The sequence below is a fragment of the Photobacterium sp. CCB-ST2H9 genome (genome assembly GCF_023151555.2).
Lineage (GTDB): Bacteria > Pseudomonadota > Gammaproteobacteria > Enterobacterales > Vibrionaceae > Photobacterium.
Window position 1 is genome coordinate 1,640,957 of the sequence record NZ_CP100425.1, and the last position, 25,900, is coordinate 1,666,856.

The 25,900-nt window shown below is 48.3% G+C and carries 18 protein-coding genes, 1 tRNA gene and 1 pseudogene; 13 read left to right on the plus strand and 7 right to left on the minus strand.

Annotated elements, in window-relative coordinates; all coding sequences use genetic code 11:
* The first annotated feature begins 132 nt into the window (after positions 1-132).
* Both L4174_RS07780 and L4174_RS07785 read left to right on the plus strand, forming a co-directional pair.
* A complete protein-coding gene (locus L4174_RS07780) occupies positions 133-837 on the plus strand; it encodes a hypothetical protein (protein WP_248140118.1) in 705 nt (234 codons plus the stop codon).
* Between the two features lie 365 nt (positions 838-1,202).
* The gene (locus L4174_RS07785; protein WP_248140120.1) at positions 1,203-1,931 is read left to right on the plus strand and encodes a hypothetical protein; all 729 of its coding nucleotides are present in this window, start codon (positions 1,203-1,205) and stop codon (positions 1,929-1,931) included.
* Positions 1,932-2,020: 89 nt separating this feature from the next.
* On the opposite strand, the gene L4174_RS07790 is transcribed toward L4174_RS07785, so the two are convergent.
* Entirely contained in the window at positions 2,021-3,247 is a 1,227-nt protein-coding gene (locus tag L4174_RS07790) for an MFS transporter (protein WP_248140122.1), read from the minus strand.
* A 176-nt stretch (positions 3,248-3,423) separates the two neighbouring features.
* On the opposite strand from L4174_RS07790, the gene L4174_RS07795 reads away from it, so the two are divergent.
* The 10 genes and pseudogenes from L4174_RS07795 (at position 3,424) to L4174_RS07840 (ending at position 16,429) form a co-directional block, all read left to right on the plus strand.
* Positions 3,424-4,191, plus strand: coding sequence for an ABC transporter ATP-binding protein (locus tag L4174_RS07795; RefSeq protein WP_248141636.1), 768 nt, complete (start codon positions 3,424-3,426; stop codon positions 4,189-4,191).
* Between the two features lie 21 nt (positions 4,192-4,212).
* The gene (locus L4174_RS07800; protein WP_248140124.1) at positions 4,213-5,106 is read left to right on the plus strand and encodes an ABC transporter substrate-binding protein; all 894 of its coding nucleotides are present in this window, start codon (positions 4,213-4,215) and stop codon (positions 5,104-5,106) included.
* Positions 5,106-7,109 carry a Fe(3+)-hydroxamate ABC transporter permease FhuB gene (gene fhuB, locus L4174_RS07805; RefSeq protein WP_256549378.1) on the plus strand — a complete coding sequence of 668 codons (2,004 nt, stop codon included), beginning with the start codon at positions 5,106-5,108 and terminating at the stop codon, positions 7,107-7,109. Before L4174_RS07800 ends, fhuB begins: the two co-directional genes overlap by 1 nt.
* A 196-nt stretch (positions 7,110-7,305) precedes the next feature.
* The gene (locus L4174_RS07810; protein ID WP_248140126.1) at positions 7,306-9,096 is read left to right on the plus strand and encodes an IucA/IucC family siderophore biosynthesis protein; all 1,791 of its coding nucleotides are present in this window, start codon (positions 7,306-7,308) and stop codon (positions 9,094-9,096) included.
* Between the two features lie 19 nt (positions 9,097-9,115).
* A complete protein-coding gene (locus L4174_RS07815) occupies positions 9,116-10,018 on the plus strand; it encodes a GNAT family N-acetyltransferase (protein WP_371929401.1) in 903 nt (300 codons plus the stop codon).
* Positions 10,018-11,772 (plus strand): IucA/IucC family siderophore biosynthesis protein, encoded by a 1,755-nt coding sequence (locus L4174_RS07820; protein WP_248141639.1) that lies wholly within the window; start codon positions 10,018-10,020, stop codon positions 11,770-11,772. The genes L4174_RS07815 and L4174_RS07820 overlap by 1 nt, the downstream gene beginning before the upstream one ends.
* 10 nt (positions 11,773-11,782) lie before the next feature.
* Positions 11,783-13,099, plus strand: coding sequence for a lysine N(6)-hydroxylase/L-ornithine N(5)-oxygenase family protein (locus L4174_RS07825; RefSeq protein WP_248140130.1), 1,317 nt, complete (start codon positions 11,783-11,785; stop codon positions 13,097-13,099).
* A 162-nt stretch (positions 13,100-13,261) separates the two neighbouring features.
* Positions 13,262-15,490: a TonB-dependent receptor gene (locus tag L4174_RS07830; protein WP_248140132.1), complete on the plus strand. Its 2,229-nt coding sequence runs from the start codon at positions 13,262-13,264 to the stop codon at positions 15,488-15,490.
* A 251-nt stretch (positions 15,491-15,741) separates the two neighbouring features.
* A pseudogene (locus tag L4174_RS07835) lies at positions 15,742-16,020 on the plus strand (transposase); the annotation flags it as partial.
* Between the two features lie 52 nt (positions 16,021-16,072).
* The gene (locus tag L4174_RS07840) at positions 16,073-16,429 is read left to right on the plus strand and encodes a DUF4113 domain-containing protein (protein ID WP_248140134.1); all 357 of its coding nucleotides are present in this window, start codon (positions 16,073-16,075) and stop codon (positions 16,427-16,429) included.
* Positions 16,430-16,655: 226 nt separating this feature from the next.
* Here L4174_RS07840 and L4174_RS07845 read toward each other — a convergent pair whose 3' ends face one another.
* Both L4174_RS07845 and L4174_RS07850 read right to left on the minus strand, forming a co-directional pair.
* Entirely contained in the window at positions 16,656-18,137 is a 1,482-nt protein-coding gene (locus tag L4174_RS07845; RefSeq protein ID WP_248140136.1) for a sodium:alanine symporter family protein, read from the minus strand.
* Positions 18,138-18,909: 772 nt separating this feature from the next.
* Positions 18,910-18,986, minus strand: a tRNA-Pro gene (locus L4174_RS07850).
* Positions 18,987-19,538: 552 nt separating this feature from the next.
* On the opposite strand from L4174_RS07850, the gene L4174_RS07855 reads away from it, so the two are divergent.
* Entirely contained in the window at positions 19,539-19,847 is a 309-nt protein-coding gene (locus tag L4174_RS07855; protein WP_036752808.1) for a hypothetical protein, read from the plus strand.
* Between the two features lie 75 nt (positions 19,848-19,922).
* Here L4174_RS07855 and L4174_RS07860 read toward each other — a convergent pair whose 3' ends face one another.
* The 4 genes from L4174_RS07860 to L4174_RS07875 form a co-directional block, all read right to left on the minus strand.
* Positions 19,923-20,132: a helix-turn-helix domain-containing protein gene (locus L4174_RS07860; protein WP_248140138.1), complete on the minus strand. Its 210-nt coding sequence runs from the start codon at positions 20,130-20,132 to the stop codon at positions 19,923-19,925.
* A 111-nt stretch (positions 20,133-20,243) separates the two neighbouring features.
* A complete protein-coding gene (locus L4174_RS07865) occupies positions 20,244-23,069 on the minus strand; it encodes an Hsp70 family protein (protein WP_248140140.1) in 2,826 nt (941 codons plus the stop codon).
* Between the two features lie 116 nt (positions 23,070-23,185).
* Entirely contained in the window at positions 23,186-25,021 is a 1,836-nt protein-coding gene (locus L4174_RS07870; RefSeq protein ID WP_248140141.1) for an Hsp70 family protein, read from the minus strand.
* A complete protein-coding gene (locus L4174_RS07875) occupies positions 25,021-25,635 on the minus strand; it encodes a DUF2760 domain-containing protein (RefSeq protein WP_248141640.1) in 615 nt (204 codons plus the stop codon). Before L4174_RS07875 ends, L4174_RS07870 begins: the two co-directional genes overlap by 1 nt.
* Between the last annotated feature and the right edge of the window lie 265 nt (positions 25,636-25,900).

A 25,900-nucleotide genomic window follows, 5' to 3' on the forward strand; every position in this document is an offset into this window, starting at 1 on the left:
ATTAAGCAATGTGATCCGCATGCATAGAGTAAAAACACTAGATTGATATGCAATCTGCTCAGTGAAACCCTATGTGCATCAGCAGGCGGATCTTGCTGATTTCATTCAATCATTGCATTTCGAGAGAGAAAGATGTTTAAAAAGAAATTATCCGTCGTCATGTTGGCATCACTGGGTCTGTTTGGTTGTGGCTCGGACAACGATAAAAAAGCGGTTGAAGAGAATGTGACTGAGGAAGTTGTTAAACCAGAAGGGTTGAATATTCAGGTTGATTTGTATAATAAGCTACCAGAAGATTTTCATAATGCTTACGTTTCATTTTATTTTGACACCGACAACTCAGGTAGCATTGATGAGAATGATTTTAACATTCAAGTATATTTTGCTGATAGGGATCCAAGCATCACTGCTGAAATAAGACACCCTATTAGAGAAAATAACGCACCTTCAAAACATGACTTCATTGTTGAACGTTTAGGAGTGGTAAACGTTGATAGTTCTAATGGCAAATCAACGATTAATATCAATATATTTCCTGAGCCTATTTTGGCGGATGAATCAGTAAATGGCAGTCTGGGTCTAGATAGTGATGGTAGACCAGATCCTGTTTTAAATGAATATTTGGAATTGTTTGAGAAGGCCAAAAGTGCGACTCACTTTGATACTTATGTGGATTATCGAGGTGATTCACCTGCTGATAGAAGTAGGGATTTTCTAAGTGATGGCGGTAAAGTACCATTGCAGTTAACTTCTAATATATTCTCAGATTCAAAAGATGATTATGACGGTGAGACCAATTACGCTGACATAGAGCGAGTTTCATTTAGCTTCAATTAATCGTTATTTATGATAGTGAAAGTAAGCCCACATTTGTGGGCTTATTTACTTACAGACTCATTATGCATAGGGTGTTTTAAAAGTCATCGAAGTCATGAGGTCGCGTAACTGGACTTTATCGGTGATCGATTTCTTGCATATAGCAAGGCATCAGAGTTGTGTGAATATTCATCACTTTATCTTTATTATCAATAATTTATCTTCAAAACCTCTCATCAGTATCACACTTGTTGTCTAAGCGGTGTGATCCTTATGCATAGAGTTAAAGCTCTAGATTGATATGCAATCTGCTCAGTGAAACCCTATGTGCATCAACAGGTGGATCCTGCTGATTTCATTTAATAATTGCATTTCGAGAGAGAAAGATGTTTAAAAAGAAATTATCCGTCGTCATGTTGGCATCGCTGGGCTTATTTGGTTGTGACTGGAATGACAGTGATAAAAAAGCGGTTGAAGAATCCGTGAAAGAAAGTGTGACTGAGGAAGTGGTTAAGCCGGAAGGGATTAATGTTCAGGTTGAATTTTATAATGAAGTTCCTGAGTTTTTGAATGATCAGCAAGTATTTTTAGTTGAAGTTGCATTTGAGATCGAAAATCCTTTGAAGTTGACACAGACTGATGACTTTATTGTTTCTGCTGTTTTCACTAATGGGAAAGCTAATATAAATTATGATGCTTATAAATCTGCAATCAAAGAAAAAAGTTCGACTTCTTCTTATATATATGTTGTTGAGGAATTAGGAACTGCTAAATTGGAATCGATCAATGGAAAGACTGTTGTTAATTTTAATATCTTACCTAAACCAATTTTGGCGAATCATTCTGATAAAGAAACAGATATTTTGGTCGGTTCAGATAAAGATGATCCAATTCTTATTAAGTACTTGACTAAGATGGCTAAAGCAAAAACAGCTTCAACATTTGATATTCGCTCTATATATACAGATAAAAATGTTAGGTCGGAAGATTATCTGAGTGATGGCGAAGATATTTTAGTACAATTGTCATCTGATACATTCTCCGATTCAAAAGATGATTATACAGGTGATATCAATTACGTTGACATTGAGCGAGTAACAATCAGCTTTGACTAATAGTGATTCATGATTTTCATAAGTAAGCCCGCAAGTGCGGGCTTATTAACCATTGAAAATAAAAAGTACCTTCATTCAATTATTTTATGTCACCGCTCCTCAACCACATCCACGATGGCTTTATCCTTCCGCCGGGTCAACGCAATTCCGGTCACCAGAACCGAAAACCCGAGACAGACCCAAACCGGGAGTTGTGGAGAAATCACCACAGTACTCGCCAGCAGAGAGGCCAGACCATAGCCCAGGGTATGTGACATCGAAATCAAACCGGCGATTTTACCCGATTGATCCGGGTTGGTTTGTGTTGCCATGGCGGTGTAGGCGGGCACCAGCAAGGCTGCGCCAATAGCCGAGGCGACCATAGCGATGGTAAAGATCCAGAATGAGGTGTTGAGGAAAAGCACAAACCCGATCAGCAAGGCAATACCGCCCAAACGATACATCGATTCGATGTCCAGCTTTTTCTTTTTGATCACCAGCACCTGTGTCAGCAGGGTAAATGCGGCGCTCAACGTCAGTAATAAACCAATGGCCTGACTGATCTCATCTGTGGTCCATGCGGTAATTGAACCAATCAGGGGCGACAGGCTGTATTGCAGTAAAGCCACAACGGCGCAGAGCAGCAATCCCGTGAGGAGAAACGGCACTAGGGTGAGGTCAGGTAATTTGCGGGTTTTCTGTTGTGTTGTTGTCTGCTCTGTTTTCGGAGTGAAAGCCGGTTTCGGCAGCCAGCAGGCACCAAGTAAAGCAATGACCGGAAATGCGACCATCAGCATCAGCGGGGCGTAGGTATGAAGTTTCAGAGCGCCCATTGCCAGTAGTGGGCCAACCAAACGGCCTGTGCTCAACCCGATACTGACTGACGTAATGGCCTGCAGGCGATTCTGGCTGCCGCAGAGTAAAATTGCCCAGTGCTGACTGGCGGGCACCATACCAGCCACGGTACAACCATAAATGATACGGGCAACGACAAGCCCGGCAAGCCACAGATAAGTCTGTTCACTGAATTCGTTGCTGAGGGCAGTGAAGACCAGCAGCAACAGGAAGCTGACCGCCATCCCAGCCAGTGCCTGAAGAACAACGGTTTTTGGCCCGTTCCGGTCACTGAAACTGCCCCAGAACGGCGCAGCGGGCAGAAAGAGGAAACTGCCGATTGCAATCACGATCGACCAGGTGGGTAAGCCAAACGCTGAGTGTTCAACGAGAAAGGGGAGTGAAACAAGCAGGCCGTTTTGCCCGATGCCCATCAAGGCTGCGATGAGTCCGATCAGTGTCAGATGAAGTCGATGTGGCGTACGGCTGGCATCGTGGGTCATGGTCCCTTCCTGGCTGGAAAATCAGAGATTTATGAAACAAAAGAGAACTATTCGTGTTCTCACTAAAAGAAGTGACGGGTATCCTACATCGAAATAATGATTGTGAAAACTATTATCATTCACAGTAGGCTGTGGTACAGTTCGTGCACTTTGTTGTGCAACACATTACCGCATTCATGTACCAACTCATTGATGTCGCCTTTGATGTGGAAGGGAAAAGGATTCTCCATCCCACTTCACTGATGTTTGAAACCGGAAAAGTCACGACCTTGCTTGGCCATAACGGCTGTGGCAAGTCCACCCTGATGAAGCTGCTCAGCCGACAGAATGTGCCTGCGTCCGGTCAGGTCTTGCTGAATGATCAGCCGGTTCATCAACTCGACAGTAAAGCGTTCGCGCTCAATGTGGCTTATCTGCCACAACATCCGCCGATCACCGATGGCGTGACTGTCCGGGAGCTCGTTTGTTTCGGTCGTTATCCCTGGAAGGGCGCTTTTGGCCGCTACAGCCGGGAAGATTATGACCTGGTGGATGAGGCCATTGAACGGGTTGGTCTGACTCCATTTGCCGATCGCTTTGTGGCGACACTCTCTGGCGGTGAGCGACAAAGAGCCTGGGTCGCGATGCTGCTTGCTCAGCAAAGCCAGTGTATTTTGCTGGACGAACCGACTTCCGCACTGGATGTGGCGCATCAGTATGAACTGCTGCATTTGATCCGGGAACTGAATGAAAGTTTAGGGCTGACGGTCATTATGGTGCTGCATGACGTCAACATGGCGGCCAAATTCAGTGATCATCTGATTGCCTTGCATTCAGGTAAGGTGATTGCACAAGGCACACCAGAATCCATGATGACTCCAGAGGTCCTCAAAAATATTTATGGTATGGAACTGGCGCTGTTCGCTCATCCGCAAACGGGTCAGCCAATCAGCTACATTCCATAAGAACATGTACAGGGAAAGATTGTGAAGAAACTGATCGCATTTCTTTTGGCCGCACTGGCCTTGCCGGGTCAGGCAATGATAGTGAAGCATGAGCTGGGCGAAACGGAACTGACAGAAACCCCGAAGAAAGTGGTCGCGCTGGACTGGGCACTCACAGAAACCGTGTTGAGCCTGGGGGTGACGCCGGAAGGGGTTGCGGACGAGGACGGATATCGTACCTGGGTTGGCGAGCCCAAGCTTCCTGAATCTGCGGTGAATGTCGGCTCCCGCCGGGAGCCGAATCTTGAATTGCTGGCGGAAATGAAGCCGGATCTGATTCTGATCAGTAAACACATGGGCCCGGTTTATCAGCAACTCAACGCGATTGCGCCAACCCTGGTGTATTCTATTTACAGCGAGAGTAAGACACCAATGGCAAATGCGGTGTCGGTGACCGAGCAGTTAGGTCAGGTGCTGAACCAGGAATCTCAAGCGAAAGCCGTGATTGAAGCAACGACAGCGCGCCTGAAACAAAATGGTGAAAAAGTGCTGGCATCTGCTGCGGGACGGAAACCCTTGATGTTTGTGCGTTTTATTAACGATAAAACGTTGCGCATTCATAGTGAAGGCTCTCTGGCTCAGGACACGATCGCTGCCATGGGGCTGAAAAATGACTGGCGTGAACCGACCAACTTATGGGGCTTCACGACGGCAGGCATTGAAAAAATGGCGGAACACCAGTCCAGTAACGTGATGATCTTTGGCCCGCTAAAGGCCGAAGAACGCCAGAAACTGACGACTTCACCCCTCTGGCAGGCGATGGCTTTTACCCGTTCGGATTCAGTTTATGAATTACCGGCTATCTGGACCTTTGGCGGCCTGATTTCCGCTCAGCGTTTCAGCGATCATATTACCCAGAAACTGATACAGAACTAATGCAGTCCCAAGTTTCATCTATCAATCCTTTCGCACGATCGGGCCAGACAGCCCGGTCGTTTTTCATTTTTGCAATCCTGATTGCCGTCATGGGTTCTCTGATCAATTGGACGGTTCCCTATGCACAGGGGCTGCCGCTGCTCTGGCAGACCTTATTCCATTATGATCCGGCGAATTATCAGCATCTGATTGTGCATCTGACTTATCTGCCGCGTCTGACTGTGGCGATTCTCTGCGGTTTTTCTCTGGCGGTTGCGGGGGCTGTGATGCAGTTCGTTCTGCGCAACCCAATCGCATCGCCCACCACACTGGGGGTAGCTTCCGGTGCTGAACTGGGGATGGTGATGGGGATATTGCTGTTACCAGCGTCTGTCTCGGTGTCGTCTTTCGTTCCTGCATTTCTGGGGGGGGCTCTTGCAACGGCACTAGTGTTTCTGCTCTCGGCAAAACGCGGGTTTGCTCCGGTACATATGGTGCTGGCGGGCATGGTCATCAGCCTGTTCTTCGGTTCCATCAATACCATGTTGCTGCTGTTGCATGAGCAGAAGCTGTCTTCAGTTTTTGTCTGGGGGGCGGGAGCACTGAATCAGAATGGCTGGGCAACCGTTCAGGCATTACTGCCGATGACGCTGATACCGCTGGCCGTTTTGCTGTTGTTGCAGCGGCCGCTGGCGTCTTTGCAGCTTGGTGAGGGCGTTGCCAAATCGCTGGGCGTGAATGTGAAACAAATCAAGGTGCTTTGCCTCGGGCTGGCTATCTTCATGACAGCCAGTGTGGTGAGTGAAGTTGGATTGATTGGTTTTGTCGGGATTGTTGCGCCAGCGATTGCCCGCATGATGGGGACACGCAAGTTGTACCGGCATCTGCTGAACAGCGGGCTGGTTGGTGCATTGATGCTGTTGTTTGCCGATTTACTGATCCAGCCGTTTTCCGGCGTTGGCGGGGAAATGCTGCCGACAGGGGCAATGACGGCGCTGATTGGCGCGCCTTTTTTACTCTGGCTCTTGAGGCGGAAGACACTGCAATCAGAGCTGCGTGCCCGGGAAGAAGGCGTACCGCATTATCATCATCGTGACTTCAGAAAAACGGTTTGGCCTTTAACTGTGGTCGTGCTGGTTTGTTTCATCCTGGCGGTGACGGTGGGTCAAAGTCAGCAGGGCTGGACTTTTTCGCTGTCTGAGCATATCTGGGAATACCGTTTTCCCCGGGTGCTGGTCGCTCTGCTTGCCGGGATTGGGCTGGCACTGGCCGGAACTATGATTCAGCGTGTTACAACCAATCCGATGGCCAGCCCGGAAGTTTTGGGGATCAGCTCAGGTGCGGCACTGGCATTAGTGATTGGCGCATTGCTGGGTGTTTCCGTAGAGCGCCATGAGCAGGTGTTGCTGGGGACGGCAGGTGCCATGCTTGCGACCGGGGTGATCTGGCTGATGGGCAAGAAACATCAGTTTGCACCGACACAGACCTTGCTGACGGGAATCGCACTTAGTGCGGGTCTGGATGCCTTTTTGCGGATAGCGATGTCTTCAGGACAGGACAACGTCCGGGCGCTGCTGACCTGGCTTTCTGGTTCCACGTATCTGGTGTCAGTGCAGGATGTGGGGCTCTTGGCCGTCGGTGTCGGGATCTTGTTACTTATGACCCTGTCACTTAGTCGGTGGATTGATCTGATTGGGTTAGGTGAAGTCAGTGCCACCAGTGTCGGTTTGGATTGCAGGCGGGTTCGACAAGTCCTGTTGTTGTTGGTTGCAGCCCTGACGACCCTCTGCACAATTGTGATTGGTCCGTTGAGCTTCGTTGGCTTACTTGCGCCGCATATGGCGCGCACGCTGAATCAGTACTCAGCACGCAGGCAGTTGATCGTTGCATCACTGCTTGGCGGGTGCCTGATGGTGATTGCGGACTGGATTGGACGAAACCTCTGGTTTCCGTGGCAATTTCCCGCAGGATTGTTAGCGTCTGTCATCGGCGGCGGTTATTTCCTGTATCTGATGAGAAAGTAACCGGCAGGCCATATCTGCGAATAAATTTTTCAGCCAGCGATTTTGTCGCTGGCTTTTTTTTATGCAATGTAACGTAATCACACCACTGACTTACATCAAATATTCACTATTTAAAGAAGAATTAACAAAAGGCTATTGATTATGTTTATGAGAATCATTAGCATTTGACGCAATTATCAGATGCAATGAGTTAACTATGGAAACGCAGAACCACGCTTTTGTTACGCCAGCGGGTCAACATGATGTTGCAGCGGCGTGTTTTTTCAATGCCCTTGCCCGGGAATGTCCGGCGATTCAGTTTGAGAAAGACGAGCAGGGGACCAGCTATCTGATCCCGTTTGCGAATCAGGAACGGATTCGTATTCCATTGCGTTACTTTTCTTCTCTGGGTGTTCACGAGTATCAGTTCCCTGCCTTTCTGGAGGGCGATACGTCGGTCACATTCAGCTACCCGGAGCTGGTTGCCCGCATTCTTGAAGAGCCGTCTCTGGCAGGCCTGGTGACGGAAGAGCAGAAACAGATTTTCACGAATCGTGTGCTTGAAAGTCATTACAACACCTACAGTGCAGTCAGTCAGAGCCCGTATGGTGAAACGCTGTTTAATCAGGCGCTGAATTTCCAGCAGGCTGAGCAGGGATTGCTGATCGGTCATTCATTCCATCCAGCACCGAAAAGCCGTGAACAGTTCAGCGCTGAAGATGCGAAGAAGTTTTCTCCTGAATTTGGCAGTCATTTTCCGCTGCGGTGGCTGGCCGTTGATAAATCAATTCTGGTGTCCGGCAGTTCTGCAGATAAAACTGTGATTGAACGTATGGCAGAGTTGCTGCAGGCAGATTCGGCTTTCGATAATGCGCTGGTCTCCCAGCTAACTGAAAATCAGGTGCTTTTACCGGCTCACCCTTGGCAGTGGCAGGTGTTCAGTCAGTATCCGGATGTGATCGAATATCTTGAACAGGGTTTGATCAAGGATCTGGGTGAAGCTGGCAGTGACTGGTACCCGACGTCTTCTACGCGATCTCTGTACGCGCCAGCATTGCCTTATATGCTGAAGTTCTCCCTGAGCGTCAAACTGACCAACTCCATCCGCAACCTGTCGGTGAAAGAAGTGATTCGCGGTACCCGCCTGAATCAGCTGTTTGCTGATACAGACATTCAGCAGGTGCTGGGCAACGGCCAGGGGTTTCAGCTGATGCAGGAACCGGCTTATCTGGGACTGGTGGACAAAAATGGCAAGGCCATTGATGAATCTCTGGTTGCTTTCCGCGATAACCCGCTGGCTGCCAAGGCCGATGAAGAGGCTGTGGTGCTGGCAACACTGGCACAGCAGAACCCGTTTGGCGGACAAAGTCTGCTGGCAAAACGTGTGTCTGATTATGCTGCAGGCCAGGGCATCAGTTTAGAGCGGGCAGCCAAAGACTGGTTCAGCGCTTACTGTCAGCACAGTGTCGTTTCACTGTTTGACCTTCAGGCAAACTACGGTGTGGTGTTTCTGGCGCACCAGCAGAATATCGTGATGCAACTGAAAAACGGTTTCCCGGTGGGTATGTATTACCGCGATTGTCAGGGAACTGGCTATACCGATCTGGCGTTTGAGCGATTTGCTGATTCCCTGAACGATGCTTCGATCAATAAAACCAGACAGGATATCGAAAACTACTGGAACCAGGATAAAGTCCGCCGTTATTTCGCTTACTACCTGATCATCAATTCAACCTTCAACGTGATTGGTTCGATCTGTGCCGGTACCGGTGTGGACGAAATGGCACTGGTTGCCATTCTGCGCGAGCAACTGGAAGCGCTGAAAGCAGGGGGTGTTCGTGATTCTGCCTGTCTTGATTATGTCCTGAATGATGAAGGCTTGTGCTGTAAAGGGAACTTCTTCTGCTATCTGCAGAATTTCAATGAAAACTCTATTCCGGACCCGGCGGTGATTTATTTTGACCTGCCAAACCCACTGATCAACGTAAAGGAAGCGATCCATGTTTAAGGCAAAAACATTTCAGGTCATGGAAGAACTAGGACAGGAGAAATTGCACAGCCTGCAGCTGACATTGTCGGCGCATGATCTGGAGAATCCTCAGGCAATAGCACAACTGATGACCGATCTGGACGCTGAGTTCAGTCACCAGCCGGAACGTGATCGTTTCCTGCTGGAAGCACCGCAGGATTTGCAGGCTCAGTTGTCGGCGATCCTGCCGTTGTGTGAAGGCAATCTACTGTACAAATCGATGTTTTATCAGATGCCGGAGCAATGGCATCTGCATACACCTTCGAGCCGGTTCCCGTTTGTTGAAGTGCAGTCGAACAATCAGCATCGTCACCATCCGATGCGTCCCGAAATGCCGATCGGGACGGTCTATAAGCGGTTTGACCATCAGGCCGATGCAGAAGTGTCTTTCCGGGTCTTTGATATGGAAAGAGATTTGGATGTGTTTGTCCGCTGGATGAATGATCCGCGGGTTGCACACTTCTGGGAGCAGGCATGGAGCAAAGAAAAACTGGCTGAGTTCGCACAATCGCGCCTGAACGATCCGCATATTATTCCGCTGATTGGTGAGTTCAATGGCGAGGCTTTTGGTTATATCGAAGCTTACTGGGTGAGCGAAGACCGGCTGGCACCTTACTATGATGTGCAGCCGTATGACCGGGGCATTCACCTGCTTGTGGGTGAGGAACAGTTCCGTGGTCCGCGCTTTTTCAACTGCTGGATGCGTGCGATCAGCCATTACCTGTTCATTGATGATGTGCGTACAACCCGAATTGTTCTGGAGCCCCGTGCGGATAACCAGCGCTTGTTTAACCGTATTGAGGCCGTCGGCTACCGGAAGCTGTTTGAGTTCAACTTCCCGCACAAACGTTCGGCACTTCTGATGCTGGAGCGTGGCGCATTCTTTGGGGAGCAGTGGTGATGATTCAGCAGGCATTACAACAACACTGGCCGCAGGCGAACCGGGCGATTGTGGCGAAAATGATCAGTGAATTTGCATACGAGCAGGCATTCCGCTTTGAAGAGACGGCACAGAGCTTTGTGCTGAATCTGGATGAAGGTGTCAGCTATCAATTCCGGGGGAAAGCGAATATCTGGGGACAGATTGTTATTGAACCTGAATCGGTCACCCGTTTCCCTGCAACTGAACCGGTACTGGCAACTCAGTTCATGATGGATATTCAGCATTTGCTGAATATGCCGGATGAGGCCATGGCGGAACACTTTGAAGATCTGAATGCGACTTTACTGGGTGATTGCAAACTGGCCGTGAAAAAGCAGGCCATGACCGCCAAGGATCTGGCAAATCTGAGTTGTGAATTGCAGCAGACTTATTTCAACGGTCATCCGAAATTCGCCTTCAATAAAGGCCGCAGAGGATGGGGTACCGACGATCTGGATTTGTACGCGCCAGAATCACAACGCGCATTTCAACTGGGCTGGGTGGCTGTTCATCAGTCAGTTTTACAGCAGTCGACCAATGAAACGACGCGCTGGGAGCAGCTGATTGATTCAGCCATGACTGAAGTTGAGCAGGAAAAACTGGCTCAGGCATTCAGTGTGTTTGAAGTGAATCCGCAGGACTATACCCTGATCCCGGTTCACCCGTGGCAATGGTCTCAGAAACTCTCTCTGCTGTTTATTCGTGAAATCGCGGAGAAAGCGCTGCTTTATTTGGGGGAGTTCGGGGATTATTTCCTGCCGCAGCTCTCGATTCGGACGCTGAGCAATGTGTCCCGCCCTCAGGGCTATGACATCAAATTGCCGCTGACCATCATGAATACCTCCTGTTATCGCGGGATTCCGGGTCGTTATATTCTGGCAGGGCCGCTGGCGTCTGACTGGATTGATCAGGTCTTCCAAACGGATCCGCTACTGGTCAGCAAAGGTGCTGAAGTATTGCAGGAACCGGCATCGGCTTATGCCGCTCAGGCGGATTACCGGCAACTGGAAAAAGCGCCTTATCGCTACCATGAACTGCTGGGTGTGATCTGGCGTGAATCGCTGGCTTCCAAACTCAAAGAAAACGAGTCAGCCATTCTGATGGCAGCCCTGATGGAGTCGGATTCACAGGGGAATCCGCTGATTGGTGAATATATTGCGGCGTCCGGACTCTCTGCGGAAGCATGGCTGACCCGTTTGTTTGATGCTGTGGTGATCCCGTTCTACCACTTACTGACCAAGTATGGTGTTTCGCTGATTGCGCATGGTCAGAACATTACGATTGTGATGGAAAATCATGCCCCGAAACGCATTCTGCTGAAAGATTTTCAGGGTGATATGCGCTTGGTGGAAAGGGAATTGCCGGAGCAGGCATCACTGCATCCGCAAGTGAAAGCCGCCACCGTTCGTCTGCCGGAAGAACTGATTATTCACGATCTTCAGACAGGCCACTTTGTGACTGTGCTGCGTTTTATCTCTCCACTGGTAGAAAAACTTGGTTTCACCGAGCAGCAATTCTATCGCCTGCTGGGTGACCGGATTCAGTCTCATATCAACCAGCACCCAGAACTTGCAGAACGGTTTGAACGACTGGATCTGTTTAAGCCGCGTATCCTGCGTATCGGTCTGAATCTGGCGAAGTTCAGACACAGCACCGACAGCAGTGCTTCCCGTATGTTGCCGGACATGGATGACATGCTGGATAACCCTCTATTTTTGGCCCAAGAACAATAAGGAATGAACCATGGAACTGAATAATCACAAAGAATGTCTGGATCTGGCGGGTGTGGGTGTCGGGCCGTTTAACCTGAGTGTCGCGGCACTGCTGGAGACAAATACGCATCTGAATACCTGCTTTTTCGAAGGTCGTGAATCATTCTCATGGCATCCGGGACTGCTGCTGGATAACACCAATATGCAGACCATGTTCCTGAAAGATCTGGTGACTGCGGTGAATCCGCAAAGTCCGTATTCTTTCCTGTCATATCTTGTGAGTCAGAAGAAGTTTTACCGTTTCCTGTCTGCCGAACTGAATTGTATCAGCCGTCATGAGTTCTCTGATTACCTGGCCTGGGCGGCCCATCAATTGTCGAATGTTCAGTTCGATTCTCGCGTAGAGCACATTGAGTACACCGGAGAAGCGTTCGAAATTCAGACCAGTCAGGGCTCGTATCTGGCAAAAAACCTGTGTATTGGTACCGGGAAAGTGCCATCGATTCCTGAATGCGCGAAGCCACACATCAGTGACAAAGTGTTCCATGCTGCGGAAATGGGTTTGCGCGATCGCGACTTTACCGGAAAACGCGTGATGATTGTCGGCGGTGGCCAGAGTGGCGCTGATATCTTCCTGAATGTCCTGAACGGTAAGTGGGGCAAAGTGAAAAGCCTGGATTGGCTGTCTCGCCGCTCAAACTTCCAGCCGCTGGATGAAGCTGCTTTCACCAATGAGTTTTTCACGCCGGAGTACGTCGAGACTTTCGTGGGATTAGATACTTCTGTGAAGCGGTCAGAAATTGACGCACAAAAACTGACGTCAGATGGCATTACGCAAGCTGCGTTACTGTCGATTTACCGCGAGCTTTACCACAGATTTGATGTTCTGAAAGAAGATAAGTGGGTGCGTCTGCTGCCGCATCGTTCCATGAGTGCACTGGAGAGTCATGCGGGTGGTTTCTCTGTTCAGGCATTGAATGCCCTGAGTCAGCAGGCAGAAATGCACGAAGCCGACATTATCATTCTGGCTACCGGTTTTAGTGCGCCATACCCGCAGTGCCTGAAATCCATCATGCCGCTGCTGGAACTGGATGAAAATGGCCGCTATGGCATGACGGAAAACTTTGAACTGAAGTGGGAAGGCAGCGCGAAAAACAAGATTTTTGCTGTGAATGCCGGTATGCACAGCCACGGTATTGCAGAACCTCAACTGAGTTTGATGGCGTGGCGAAGCGCACGAATCATCAACCAGCTTTGCCAGAAACCGGTATTCGATATCGGCAGCGACAAGGGCATGATTGAGTGGGTGACAGAAAGCCTGGTGACTGAGTATGCCAAAGCGTCTTAAGAAACGCTTAGGCCTTATTGATAACCATATAAAAGATAAGGCCTTAAAAACATACAAATAAATTGAACTTTTTTAACGTCAGATATGGAAATAAAGTGGCAAATGAGTATTATTATCAAACTTATTTGTTTAAACCTTATCTAAAAATATAAAGTGATTACAATGGCAGTGAAAAAAGGGATGTTTCAATTGACGACAGTGGCCGCTGCGGTGGCTGCTTCAGCGTTTGTTTCCAGTTCAGTATTTGCTCAAGACTACAAGACAACCGAAGAGAAAATGGTCGTGGTATCCAGCCGCGCACCAAAAGCGATCAGCGATATTCCGGGCACTGTCTGGTATGTCGACAGCGCGCAAATCGAACAGGAATATCGGGGCGGTAAAAACCTGGGTGAGATTCTTGCCGCAGCCGTGCCGTCAATGGATGTCAGCAGCCAGGGCCGGACTAACTACGGACAAAACCTGCGTGGTCGTCCGATGCTGGTCATGATTGACGGTGTTTCTCTGAACTCTTCTCGTCTGATCAGCCGTCAGTTAGATTCTATCGATCCGTTCAATATTGATCGCATCGAAATTCTTTCAGGTGCAACGTCAATCTATGGTGCAGGCGCGACGGGCGGTGTGATTAACATCGTCACGAAGAAAGCAGACAGCACTGAATTGCAATTTGAAAGTTATGTCAACACCACATCTGGCTTTAACAGCAGTGATGATTTCGATTACAAGCTGGCTCAGTCAGTTAGCGGTGGCAATGATCTGGTGAAAGGTCGTGCCTCTGTGGTTTATGGCGAAACCCAAGGTTATTACGACGCGAATGGCGATATCGTTGTGCCGGACATTACTCAGGGTTCTGTTCAGTTTAATGAAGTCATTGATGTATTGGGTACATTGTCTATCACGCCGACAGACACTCAGACCATCAATCTGCTGGCGCAATACTACAGCAGCGAGCAAGACAGCCCGTATGGTATTTACTTTGGTCAGGATCTGGCTGGTGTAAATAAAAATATTACCGGGAATCCTGGTGATAAGAGCCTGATTGAAGTCCGGGACGGGTTTGAGTCGGATCGCCAAGGTTCAACAGAACGCTGGATGCTCAATGCAGACTACATTCATTCGGATTTCCTGGGCCACGAGTTACTGGTTCAGGCATCATACCGTCATGAAACTTTGAGCTTTATTCCTTTCATCTATAGTACCTATTTAGCGGCATCTGAGCAGGAAACGGACGTGATCAGTCTGCGTGCGGCGATGATCAAGTCGCTGGAAAACCTGACGCTAACTTATGGTGTCGACGGTTACATCGACAAGCTAGATAGTAATCAGATGCTGTTCGATCGTCAGACGAGCTATAACTCTGGCGGTCTGGTGAACAAGAAAGCGTCTATGATTGGCCGTTATCCGGGCACCGAAGTGTCTTCTATTGCTGGTTTCGTTCAGGCGGATTATGCAATCACCGAAAACTGGAGTGTGGAAGGTGGTTATCGCTTCCAGTATATGAAGAATAAAGTAGATGACTTTGTTGCTACCGGTACGCAGGTTGCTATTGCGCATGGCACGGGTACTTCTGCTGATCCGGTTCCCGGCGGTGAAACAGATTACGATATTGGCTTGTTGAACTTAGGCACTATCTATCACCTGACTGATACGGATCAGGTTTGGGCTAACTTCGCACAGGGCTTTGATCTGTCTGATCCAGCAAAATATTACGGTGTCGGCACGTATTCTGGCCCTGATGCCAATGGTCATTACAATCTGACTGGCAGCATCAATGTGGATGATTCCAGGTTGTCTGGGATTAAAACCAACAGTTATGAAGTCGGTTATCGTCATGACAGCGGCGACCTGAATATCCAGACAGCCGTTTATTACTCACAATCTGATAAGAAAGTCAGCGCCAATAAGAAGACGCTGAATATTGAAATTTCTGATGATAAGACGCGTGTCTATGGTTGGGAAGGTCAGGCTTCTTACTGGTTGAGTGATGCTTGGCAAGCGGGTGTGAATGGACACCTGGTTAAATCTGAAGTGCAGAATGCGAATGACGATTGGGTAAAACAATCCATTAACTATGCGAGCTCTTCGAAAGCAGGTGCATGGCTGGCTTGGTTCGAAGATAGCTATGCACTGAAACTGCAAAGCCAGACAACATTTAATTTGAAGGATGACGCAGGCAAAGAAATTTACGGTTACACCACCCTGGATCTGGTTGGTAGTTATCAGTTGCCTGTCGGTAGCCTGGGTTTTGGTATTCAGAATCTGTTGGATCGTGAATACAGTACGATTTGGGGACAGCGTGCATCAGGTTTGTATGCCAGCTATGGCCCAGCTGAAATCTTTGATTACAAAGGCCGTGGCCGTACTTACACTGTGAACTATCAGGTGAAGTTCTAAGGCCAGTTCGACTTGAAGGTCTTAATAATGAACCGCCCGGTTATGCCGGGCGGTTTTTTTGTATTTCTATTTTCAAAAAAGCAGTAAAGCTGAGGCTCTTTCTCTTTCATTAATCGAGCTGCGGTTTGTCGCGGTGATATTCAGTGGCTGGCCCCATGCTACAAACCAGCATTGTAAACCTCCCCCCTAAATCAGGTACATATGTAATAAGAGTTCTTCCGAATATACTAGGACATTACGGAGAACTAATATTGAAGAAATCTCTCTACACGGAAACTCAAATCGTTAAGATTTTGAAAGAAGTAGAAGTCGTTAAGGAGGTCTGTCGAGAGTGTGGCATCTTGGATGCCACATACTATAACGGGAAAACAAAAATCGGTGGCATGAAGTCTTCAGATATCAAGCTCTTAAAAGAGCTAGAAGACGAGAACCGACGACTGAAGTCTATGTTTGCTGATCTCAGCCTTGAACATCATATTCTGAAAGACATCATAGAAAAAACTGTAAAGCCAGCAATCAGGTGGGAGCTTTCAATTATGCCAGAAAAGAACATGGAGCAATTCTCCTTATGACGAGAGGCCTGTGGGGTTTAAGCAGGTTCACCGTTTTGCTTATCCGACTGACGATACAACGGTGATAACCAAAGCGGTCTCTGGTCTGGTTGATGCGTTATTTGTCGAAGGTGTCCGTTATTACAAGCTGGGAGTCGGATTTATTGCGATGACCAGCGCAAAGTATGCCCAAGGCGACTTGTTTTATGAATCACCGCCAAATTCTGCATTGATGAAGGTGTTTGACTGTATCAACCAGAAGTACGGGAGCCATTCTATGTTTCTGGCTGCACAGGGTATCGAACAAAAGTGGGCGATGCGGCGGGCACTGTTGTCTCCTCAGTACACCACGCGTTGGATGGATGTACCGAAGGTGAGGTGTGGGTGAATTCAATGTTTAATATCGCTTTTGTTTCGGGAAAATAGTGCGCTGCAAAATGAAACTTAGCTGAGATTAGATCGGAAATTTCTGATTCAATCTGTTCTCCGTGTGTCAGTGATACCGTTTGTTTTATTTTTCATAAGGCAAAGTCTGTCCGAGAGAGATTAAACAAAAAAGCCAGCATTGAATGAATGCTGGCTTGAGATTTGAATCGCTTCAGAAGCTTGATGCTTTATTTAGACTCTTCAGCTGTCTCTGGCTGTGGATGCCATGCACCGTCCAGCTTGTTCAGCTCCGGGAACTTCGTGCGGTCAAATGTTGGTACCTGACCTTTTTTCACCTGAGCTTCGTAGTCTTTAATCACCTTAATGGCCAGATTCGACAACAGAACCAGTGCAATGATGTTGATCAGTGCCATCATCCCCATTGAGGCATCTGCCATATTCCAGACGACCGGCAGAGAGGCAACAGAACCAAACATCACCATCGCCAGAACAATCAGGCGGAAAACCAGCAGGCCTTTCTTGCTGTTTCCATTCAGGAACATGATGTTGGTTTCAGCATAGCTGTAGTTTGCAATAATTGAACTGAAGCAGAACAGTACAATTGCAGCAGCCATGAAGTAAGTGGTCCAGCCGCCCAGCTCGTTGGTCAGAGCCTGTTGCAGCAGGCCGATACCGGTCGCTGCATCGGGTTGATCCATCACACCGGAAAGCATGATCATTGCTGCAGATGCGGTACAGATAATAATGGTATCTGCAAACACTCCCAGCATCTGAACAAAGCCTTGTGACGCAGGGTGGTTTGGATTTGGTGTTGCGCTTGCCGCTACGTTCGCAGCAGAACCCATACCGGCTTCATTGGAGAACAGACCACGGGCAATACCACTTTGCATTGCCTGTGCAATGGTGTAAGCCACACCACCTGCCGCCGCTTCCTGCCATCCAAATGCGCTTTTCACAATCAGCATGACGACTGCTGGTAGTTCAGAAATATTCATCGCAACAATCAGCAATGCGATAGCCAGATAACCGACAGCCATGACAGGTACAATGCGTGATGAAGCCTGCGCCACTGATTTTAAACCACCCATAATGAACAGGGCAGAGCAAAGCACAATCGCGATACCCATCCAGCTGCGATCAATTTCGAACGAATGATACAGCGCATCGGTAATGGTGTTGGCCTGTACAGCGTTAAAGACCAGACCAAAAGCGATAATCAGACAGACGGAGAACAGGCTGCCCATCCAGCGCTGGCCAAGGCCTTGTTCCATGTAATATGCCGGACCGCCACGATACTGGCCGTCAACGTCTTTGACTTTATAAACCTGAGCAAGTGTGGATTCAACAAAGGCTGTTGCCATACCAAACAGTGCCATTGCCCACATCCAGAAAATAGCACCAGGGCCACCAATGGTCAGTGCGACAGCCACACCAGCCATGTTACCTGTACCAACACGTGCTGCCATTGAAGTGCAGAACACCTGATAAGAGCTGATGCCAGCGTCTGAGTCTTTGCCTTTTTTCAATACGCCAATGGCATGACGGAACTGGCGGATTTGGATAAAGCCGAGGCGAAAAGTAAAGTAGATACCTACTGCAACTAGGAGGTATACAAGAAGGTGGCCCCAAAGCAGTCCATTGATGTCGCCAATAATGGACATTAATGTCTCATTGAGAGAGGCGATCCAATTGTTAATCGTTGCATTCATAGAATGATCCTGTGATGTCGTACTGACTAAGATGCAGGACAACAAGTTGTGTCCCAAGTGATGGGCGCAATCCATTGCCTGGTTGCAGTAAGCAACATGGCGAAAGGAATCCCCATATATTGATTTAGTGACTTAGTTTGCGCCGCAGAAGTTAGCATAAAATTCTGAAAATGGCTCGGGATCTGGATCACGTTTTCACTGAGTTGTCGTTTGTTAATATCATAATATTTACAACGAAAACGTACTAAATTCAATTTATTTCAATGCCTTAACATTTAACTGTCATGAGTTGACGGTACACTTTGAAAACTTGTAATTCATTTCTTGTTAACAGAATTTCAAACTGACATTAACCTGCTTTGGTGGTTTTTTAATCGGTTTTTGAGATGGGAAAAGGATTCGAATGCGTCAAAGTTCATTTGATGGCTGTAAAGTATGCCAGGTGAAAAGCGGTCTTTTTATTATGTGTTTTAGTGAATATGGAATTCAAAAGATGGCAGCGGGGAGGGGGCATCACATGCAATTGTTTTTGAAGGTAAGAGATAGAAGCAACTGAACTGGTATCCGCAAATACAGATATATCTGTGTTCATCAATAATGATGAACTCTTCATCCTGTCCGCATGCTGTGCAATATGGTACTGATTCCATATTATGCTCCTTCGTTAAAGGCATATCATAGTCTTTAGTAGCATTTGCTAAAATACGTTCTGGAAAAAATACGAGGGATTGCAAATTTAGTAAGAGAATATCTGAAAATAAAAAAAGCCCTTTGGTCGGACATACTGGATTCGAACCAGCGACCCCTACTCCCCCAGAGTAGTGCGCTACCAAACTGCGCTAATGTCCGCCAAAAGGCTTTGTTGTTAAGTTAACTCAACGGGGGCTATATTAGCAACCCTTAAAGGGAAGAGTAAAGCTAAATTGCTGAGAAATAGGTGATATTTTCATCAAACGGTACGGGCTAAGCTCTTGCTCGCATGTTTGATGAGAACATTTTCGTCATTTTTTCAGAAATGAAGGAATCCGGGTAAAGATGCATTATGACCGAAAAATATGATGGTCGCTCACATGGTTTGGTCATAGAAATGTCAAGCTGACAAAAATTATGTTCACAAGAACAAAGTCTGGGGTTATTATTTATTAACTCGCTGGCTACTCTTTCATCCTCGACAGAGTTTTCTATAATTATTAGGTGTGTAGACCAAACTTATCACACTGGCGTCAGCGGAGTCAGAACGTTAGTTAAGTGGCTGAATACTGTTCTCATGATCCCTCATGGGATCGTGGTTAAATCTTTATTAATGTTTATTCTATTTCAAATAGCACAAAGGTTGTCATGAAGGTGTGAAGCAATGACAAGAAAGTGCTGTTTGCAGAAAATCGTGTTTAGAGGTAATTCATGACAAACTTTTCGGATGCAGAAAAAGCACTGAGTGCGATGCTAAAGAATGTAGAGAGCGGTAAAAAGCTGCAAGAGTCGAGAGCTGACTATCGCCAGGCTCTGATTGATTTTGCGGATGAAGTCCCGGGCAGACAGCGTGCTGTCATTAAGCGCATTCCGTTACAAAAAATAAATGATTTAATTGCTGTTCTGAATGAATTTAAGGAAGAAGCTCGTCAGGTAAGAATGACTGAGATTCTGGCAATGATGGAAAAAGATGGTGTTCATCCGGAAGAATTGATGGATTCTTCTGTTGTTGAGGAATAATCTGACTGAACTTTCAGACAGGTTGCACAGAAAATTGAAATAAAAAAAAGGAGAGTGAAAACTCTCCTTTTTTTATTATGCTTGGTTGACTGTGATGATGTAGTCGACTTCGTTTTTATATTTACGAACATTGCGTGATAGGGTTCCCTTGGGCACACCAAAACGCTTCTCTGCTTCGTAACTTGATAAGCCTTCGAAGACGACAGCTTCAACAGCAGTGCGTTGGTTTTGGGACTTGAAAATGCGATCAGCAATTACTTTATATTGTTCTCGTGTGATAGCCATAACTACTCGCTTGTTATTCCTTTTTAGGCCTGCTGGGTATGACTGTCCAGGCAGATTTGATGCCCGGTATAATAACAGCCATACCCTAACGTAAGCTTAATAAGCGAATTTTTACTCTAATAGCATAAGGCCACGAGGCAGTGAATCACCATATACGCGTTGATTTTCTTCCTGAGACAGGACTTTGACTTCGGAAACCATATTGATCCAGCTTTCCGGTACTTTACTGGTCTGAAGTTTATCGATCACCTGCTGCCGAAGTTCTTCATCAATATCCAAAGTCCGGTCGCCAGTTTTACGTGTCATCATCACTGCCGCAAGAGCAATATCAGGTGATTCTCGCCAGTCATGATCAAGTAATTCAGGCAAACAATAGGCAATATGCTGCCCGCTGAGCAGATTATGCCGACTGCCATATAATGGGAAACGGCTGGCAATACGTCCGATTGCCCACCAATGCGCCTGAGCATATTGTGGTTTCTGTAATCGAGAAAACAACCATTCAATGAGCTGTAATTTTTTCTCAAATGTAATGTTTTCAAGAGAAGCGGCCAACCGAACCATTTGTTCATAGCCGCGTTCCTGTATTTCTTTATTTAGTTTGGGCTGTCGGGTTGCGCTTGGATTGATATATTTGGCAATGTCCTTATAAATCGATTCCTGCTGATGTTGATTCAGCCCGCCAGCAACACGCCGCCAGAAGATCCACCATTCATTCCAGCTTTGTACAGACTGGTGAAATTGCAGGTTTTGCTGATAAAGCGGCCAAATCTGGCTGATACGCCAGTTGTCGACTGGATCGCCAAACCCCGGACGTAATGTATACCCGGTTATTTTCAGCCAATTACGTTCGTGAGCGACGGAACGGCGGCGACGCTTTTTACTTTCAAGGAATGTATCAGCCAGGGATCTGAGTTGTGACATTTCCCAGGCTTCGCGTTTGCCTAAGTATTTTTCCAGATCATTTCGCAGAGTTTTGACTGGCTTATCATCAGCATGTTTCTTACTTCCGCCATAGGCTTTTTGAATCGCTTCCGTTGCATGTTGCAGTGCTGCGCTATCTATGGGGGTGTTATCTGTCTCTTGGCGCTCCGGATTTCCGGCAGGCGTTTTCCGGACTGAAAACTCGACCTGCCATCGTTTTGCCGGATTTTCTGTATCAATGCATTCAAGTTGTAGCGTACCGACTTCAGTTAATTGACAGGCAAGGGATACGCTGACTCTGTCTTTTTGATTGGCGGCTAAGGATTCTCTGTCTGTATCGCTGTCAAGGGTGGCAATGAAAGGCGGCAGAGGCACCATGTGCGGGTGATCCAGTGTCATCATTTCGCCGGCCTGAATCGGGGCATCTTCGTTTGTCGCAAATAAATGAAAGCGGACTGGTTCTCCCAGTGTCAGTGCAAATTTTCTGTCTGACAGCAGAATCTCCTGACCTTCATCTGTTCCGCGGGGTAACAGGCAGATGCCTGAAGGCGGAGACTGATTGTCTAACTCCAGGAAGAATGAACGTGCTGAACCCCCACCAATTTTGAGCTGTGCGCCATGCCGGGCTTTTCCGTAGGCCACGGCGCCATATGCGACAGCCAGATCAGGGTGAGGGTTATCCAGGAGAGTGACGCCGTCACTTCGCCAGTGTGTGAAAACATCCACCATCCGGTTGGTCAGAATGTGGCTGTTAAACACTCCGCCGTTGAGCAAAACTGCTGGCGGAACGGCAGCAAGGTGTTCTTCAGGTTCTGTACCGGCCCGCTTGAGTGCTTCGCGGCAAACCATGTCATGGTCGCTGATAAATTTCGCCAGATGTTTCGAAACCGCAGGGTCTGAGGCATAGGGCAGGCCAAACTCGACCATGGCGCTTTGTCGTTGACTCGGATATTCATCGGCAGCTGAAATCGGGAAGAAGCCATTCAGGGCAATGTCTCTGACCTGATCCTGGTTGACAGGAACAGAACGGCTGTCGCCAATCAGTTTGGAACCGCTGCCAAGTAAAGTGATTGTGGCCTGTTCGGGTGCATGTTCAGCGAGCAGTTGTTCTTTGGCCCGACGTGCCTGTTGAATCAGTTTTGACAGCGCTGCTGCATTGAGGCGTTTGCCATCACCATTGAGGTTGCTTTCAGCAAGATGAGCCAAAGCCAGATCCAGATTGTCGCCGCCCAGCATCAGGTGATCGCCGACACCAATACGATCCAGCTGTAGCCGCTCATTTTGAGAGCTGACCTGGATCAGGCTGAGGTCAGTTGTTCCGCCGCCCACGTCGCAGACCATCAGCAGAGGAATGTCTTTCAGCAAAGACTCAGCTTCTGTGTGATGTCGTGCATACCAGTCATAACATACAGCCTGAGGTTCCTCGAGTAATACGAAATTGTGCAGGCCTGCCAGTTTCGCTGCCTCAACGGTCAGTGCTCTGGCACCTTCATCAAAAGATGCCGGAATTGTAATGACAACATCCTGCTGTGCCAGTTTTGCATCCGGATAATGATAGTCCCAGCTTTGTCTGACATGGTTGAGATAGCTGGCGCTGGCAATCACCGGAGAGATTTTTTTCACGCCTTTTGCCGCAGCCCAGGGGAGGATAGGCTGATTCCGGTCCACACCGGTATGAGATAACCAGCTTTTCGCACTGGTGACTTGCCGGCCTTCAACCTTGGCACCGAGTTCACGGGCATATTCACCAATGATTGCTTCAGGAAAATCACCATCGACAGGCTGGACTTCCCAGGGCAGCACACACTGTTCAGCAGGGATTTCTCCCGGTGTCGGGTGATAGCGAAACGAAGGTAACAGCGGTTTACGTGCCACTTCGCCCGGCGCGATCAGCTGGTCAATGTCGAAAATTTTTACAGTTTCATTTTGTAACGAGGCGGTGACAGGGCAGTAGGCAACCACGGTGTGGGTGGTGCCTAAATCAATACCGACTAAATAACGGGGAGAAGACATGTATGACTCCGAGCATTTCAACCCGATTGCCCGCAAGCGTGGTGATTGTGTTGTGCTGGGGCCGGGTAAAATAACGGCGCAATAAATGCGCCGTGAGAAAGAATGTTGTGAACGACTCAGTTATCCCGAACGTCGAATTCGACTTGCCACTTCTGACCACCGTCGGTCGGGATAGCTTCCAGGCATAAAGTACCCAGTTCAGTCACTCGGGCGGCAAGTTTCACCGGTACGATATTTCCGGCACTGCGGCCATCGGAAACCGGTAAAGTCACCTGAATTGCAGGGAGTTCTTCCAGCTCTTCAGGTTGCCACCAGTCCAGCAGGGTTCCCGGTGCATCTTCACGACGAACGGTTGAGCCGAAGAAACGGAATGTGACCGGTTGGCCGATAATCAGACCAAACTCCCGGCTCGGAACATCTGCGTGACTGCCTTCTTCCATACCAAAAGGTGCAACGCACAGTGCTTCAACAGGCGGTTCCATGCCCGGGATGGCTGGCATGGCACTTTCAATACCCACATAGTAGCTGCTGGCAATACCCCCGCGGATCCGGACGCCTTTTCCTTGACGGACAGAACCGTAATAAGAGGCGCCGTGCGCAACCGCCAGATCCAGGTCCAGTCCCTGCAGGCGTTTCGCTTCCGCACTGCCACCTGTTGTCAGCCATTGGTTAATGATGGACATCAGGCGTTGTGACAGCAGATCTGATTTCAGTACACCGCCATTGAACAGCACTGCAGTCGGGCGGATAAAGCCTTCATGGATTTGTTCAAAACTGTCAAACAATTCATCAACCGCTGAAGACTGACGACTCAGGAACCCGGCAATATGACGGGAAACAGCGGCATCTTGAGCATAAGGCAGGCCCATTTGGGTCAGGGCGCCGCGCTGCATTTCAACCGGGTGTTCTTCAATACTGGTCTGCGGGAAGAAGCCTTCAACCAGTGTCTGTTGCACTTCTTCCTGAGTCAATTCGGTTTGCAGGGTGCCGCCCAGCAGTTTCGAACCACGGCTCGGAACGACGATCGGCACAGCACGCAGGTTTTCGTCGCTCAACAGGGCTTCTTTCGCATCCCGGCAGGCATGTGTGATCGCCTGAATCTGCCATGGCTGCAGCTGTTTACCTTCCTGGGCGAGTTTGGCTTTCAGCCGGAAGGCAAGTGCCAGATCCATGTTGTCGCCGCCCAACAGGATATGATCGCCAACTGCGACCCGGTTCAGCGTCAGGTTACCGTCTTCTTCTGTCACCGCAACCAGCGACAGGTCAGTCGTACCCCCGCCGATATCGACAACAAGAATAATGTCACCCACGCTGACCTGGTCCCGCCAGGTTTCATCGTTGTTTTTAATCCAGCTGTAAACCGCAGCCTGTGGCTCTTCCAGCAGGGTCAGGTGTTTGAAGCCGACTTCACGGGCAGCTTCGGCAGTCAGATCCCGTGCGGCCGGGTCAAAGGATGCCGGGACCGTAATGGTGACATCCTGCTCAAACAAAGAAGCATCCGGATGCTGGTGATTCCAGGCTTCAGCCAGATGACTCAGGTATGCACGAGTGGCCTCGAGGGGCGAAACTTTTGCGACCTCTTCCGGTGCATTCAAGGGCAGGAAAGCATCCCGCCGGTTCACTCCACCATGACAAAGCCAGCTTTTGGCACTGGCGATCAGGCGAATCGGCGTTTTGCTGCCCAGGCTGCGGGCCATGGCACCGACAATTGCATTTGGCTGTGCGTTCCATGGCAGGGCGGTATCACCCTGAGCAAGCTCAGATTCGTGCGCCTGATACATGAATGAAGGCAGCTGCGATTTTTCCTCAACACTGCCAGGGGCAGTGAGCTGGGCAATCGGCATTATTTGAACGGGCGCTTCGTCCTGTTGCAGGTCAACATAAGACAGCACGCAGTGGGTTGTGCCTAAGTCGATCCCCACACTGTATTTATGTTCTTGAATTTCTTGCATTATAACTCTACCTCAGCAGCAGCAAGGATACGCGGATCATGTCCTTCTGCCATTTTAGGTAAGTGAACGTCGGTGACTTTCCAGCCGCGGTGAATGAGTGTGCCAGTAAATGGGGCGTTGCCGACAACATTGCCAGTCAGGCGGACTTCAGAAGCATTGAAGCCTTCTGGTAAAGTAACACGGCTTTCTTCTTCTTCACTGCGTACCGGGACAAAACGGAAGTATTCATCCAGCACTTTCTTTCCGCCTTCGTGAATAACACGGGCTGCTGCGCCAATTTCAGCATCAGCAAAACCTTTCAGATCTTCCTGCATAAAGTCGATAAAACGTGCTTCTTTTTGCAACAGAGAAAGCAGTTGCAATGCGGCATCCGGGGTTGCAGTTTTCAACTTCGACTCAACCTCGACAATCTTTTCTACTTCTACAATTTTCTCGACTGGTTTTTCGACTTCGACAATCTTTTCAACTTCGACTTCTTTCTCAACGATTTTTTCAACTTCTACTGTTTTGCCTTTCTTTGTGACATAAAGCAGCAGAAGAATCACAACAAGGGCAGCCAGCCAGGCGTGTCCCATATCAATCGTGGTTGGCATTGCGGATAGATCCACTGTCATTTTTGAAAAGTCTAAAGCCATATTCGTCTTCTCTTTGTCCGTGACAAACTGTCTTATTGGAAAAATTTGGCCGAATACTAACACAACACATTGCTAATATTGCCAGTGAGTACGCGATTTTTAGCGCTATTTTCGTGAGAAACAGTTCCTTAGGTTACTTTGCAACCAAGTCAATATGACAATTTTCTGTCATTGGCTGCATGACCTTATGGTATGTGCGCGAAAACCCGGGTGTAAATCGATCTGTGGCTGGATTTTCCGATAC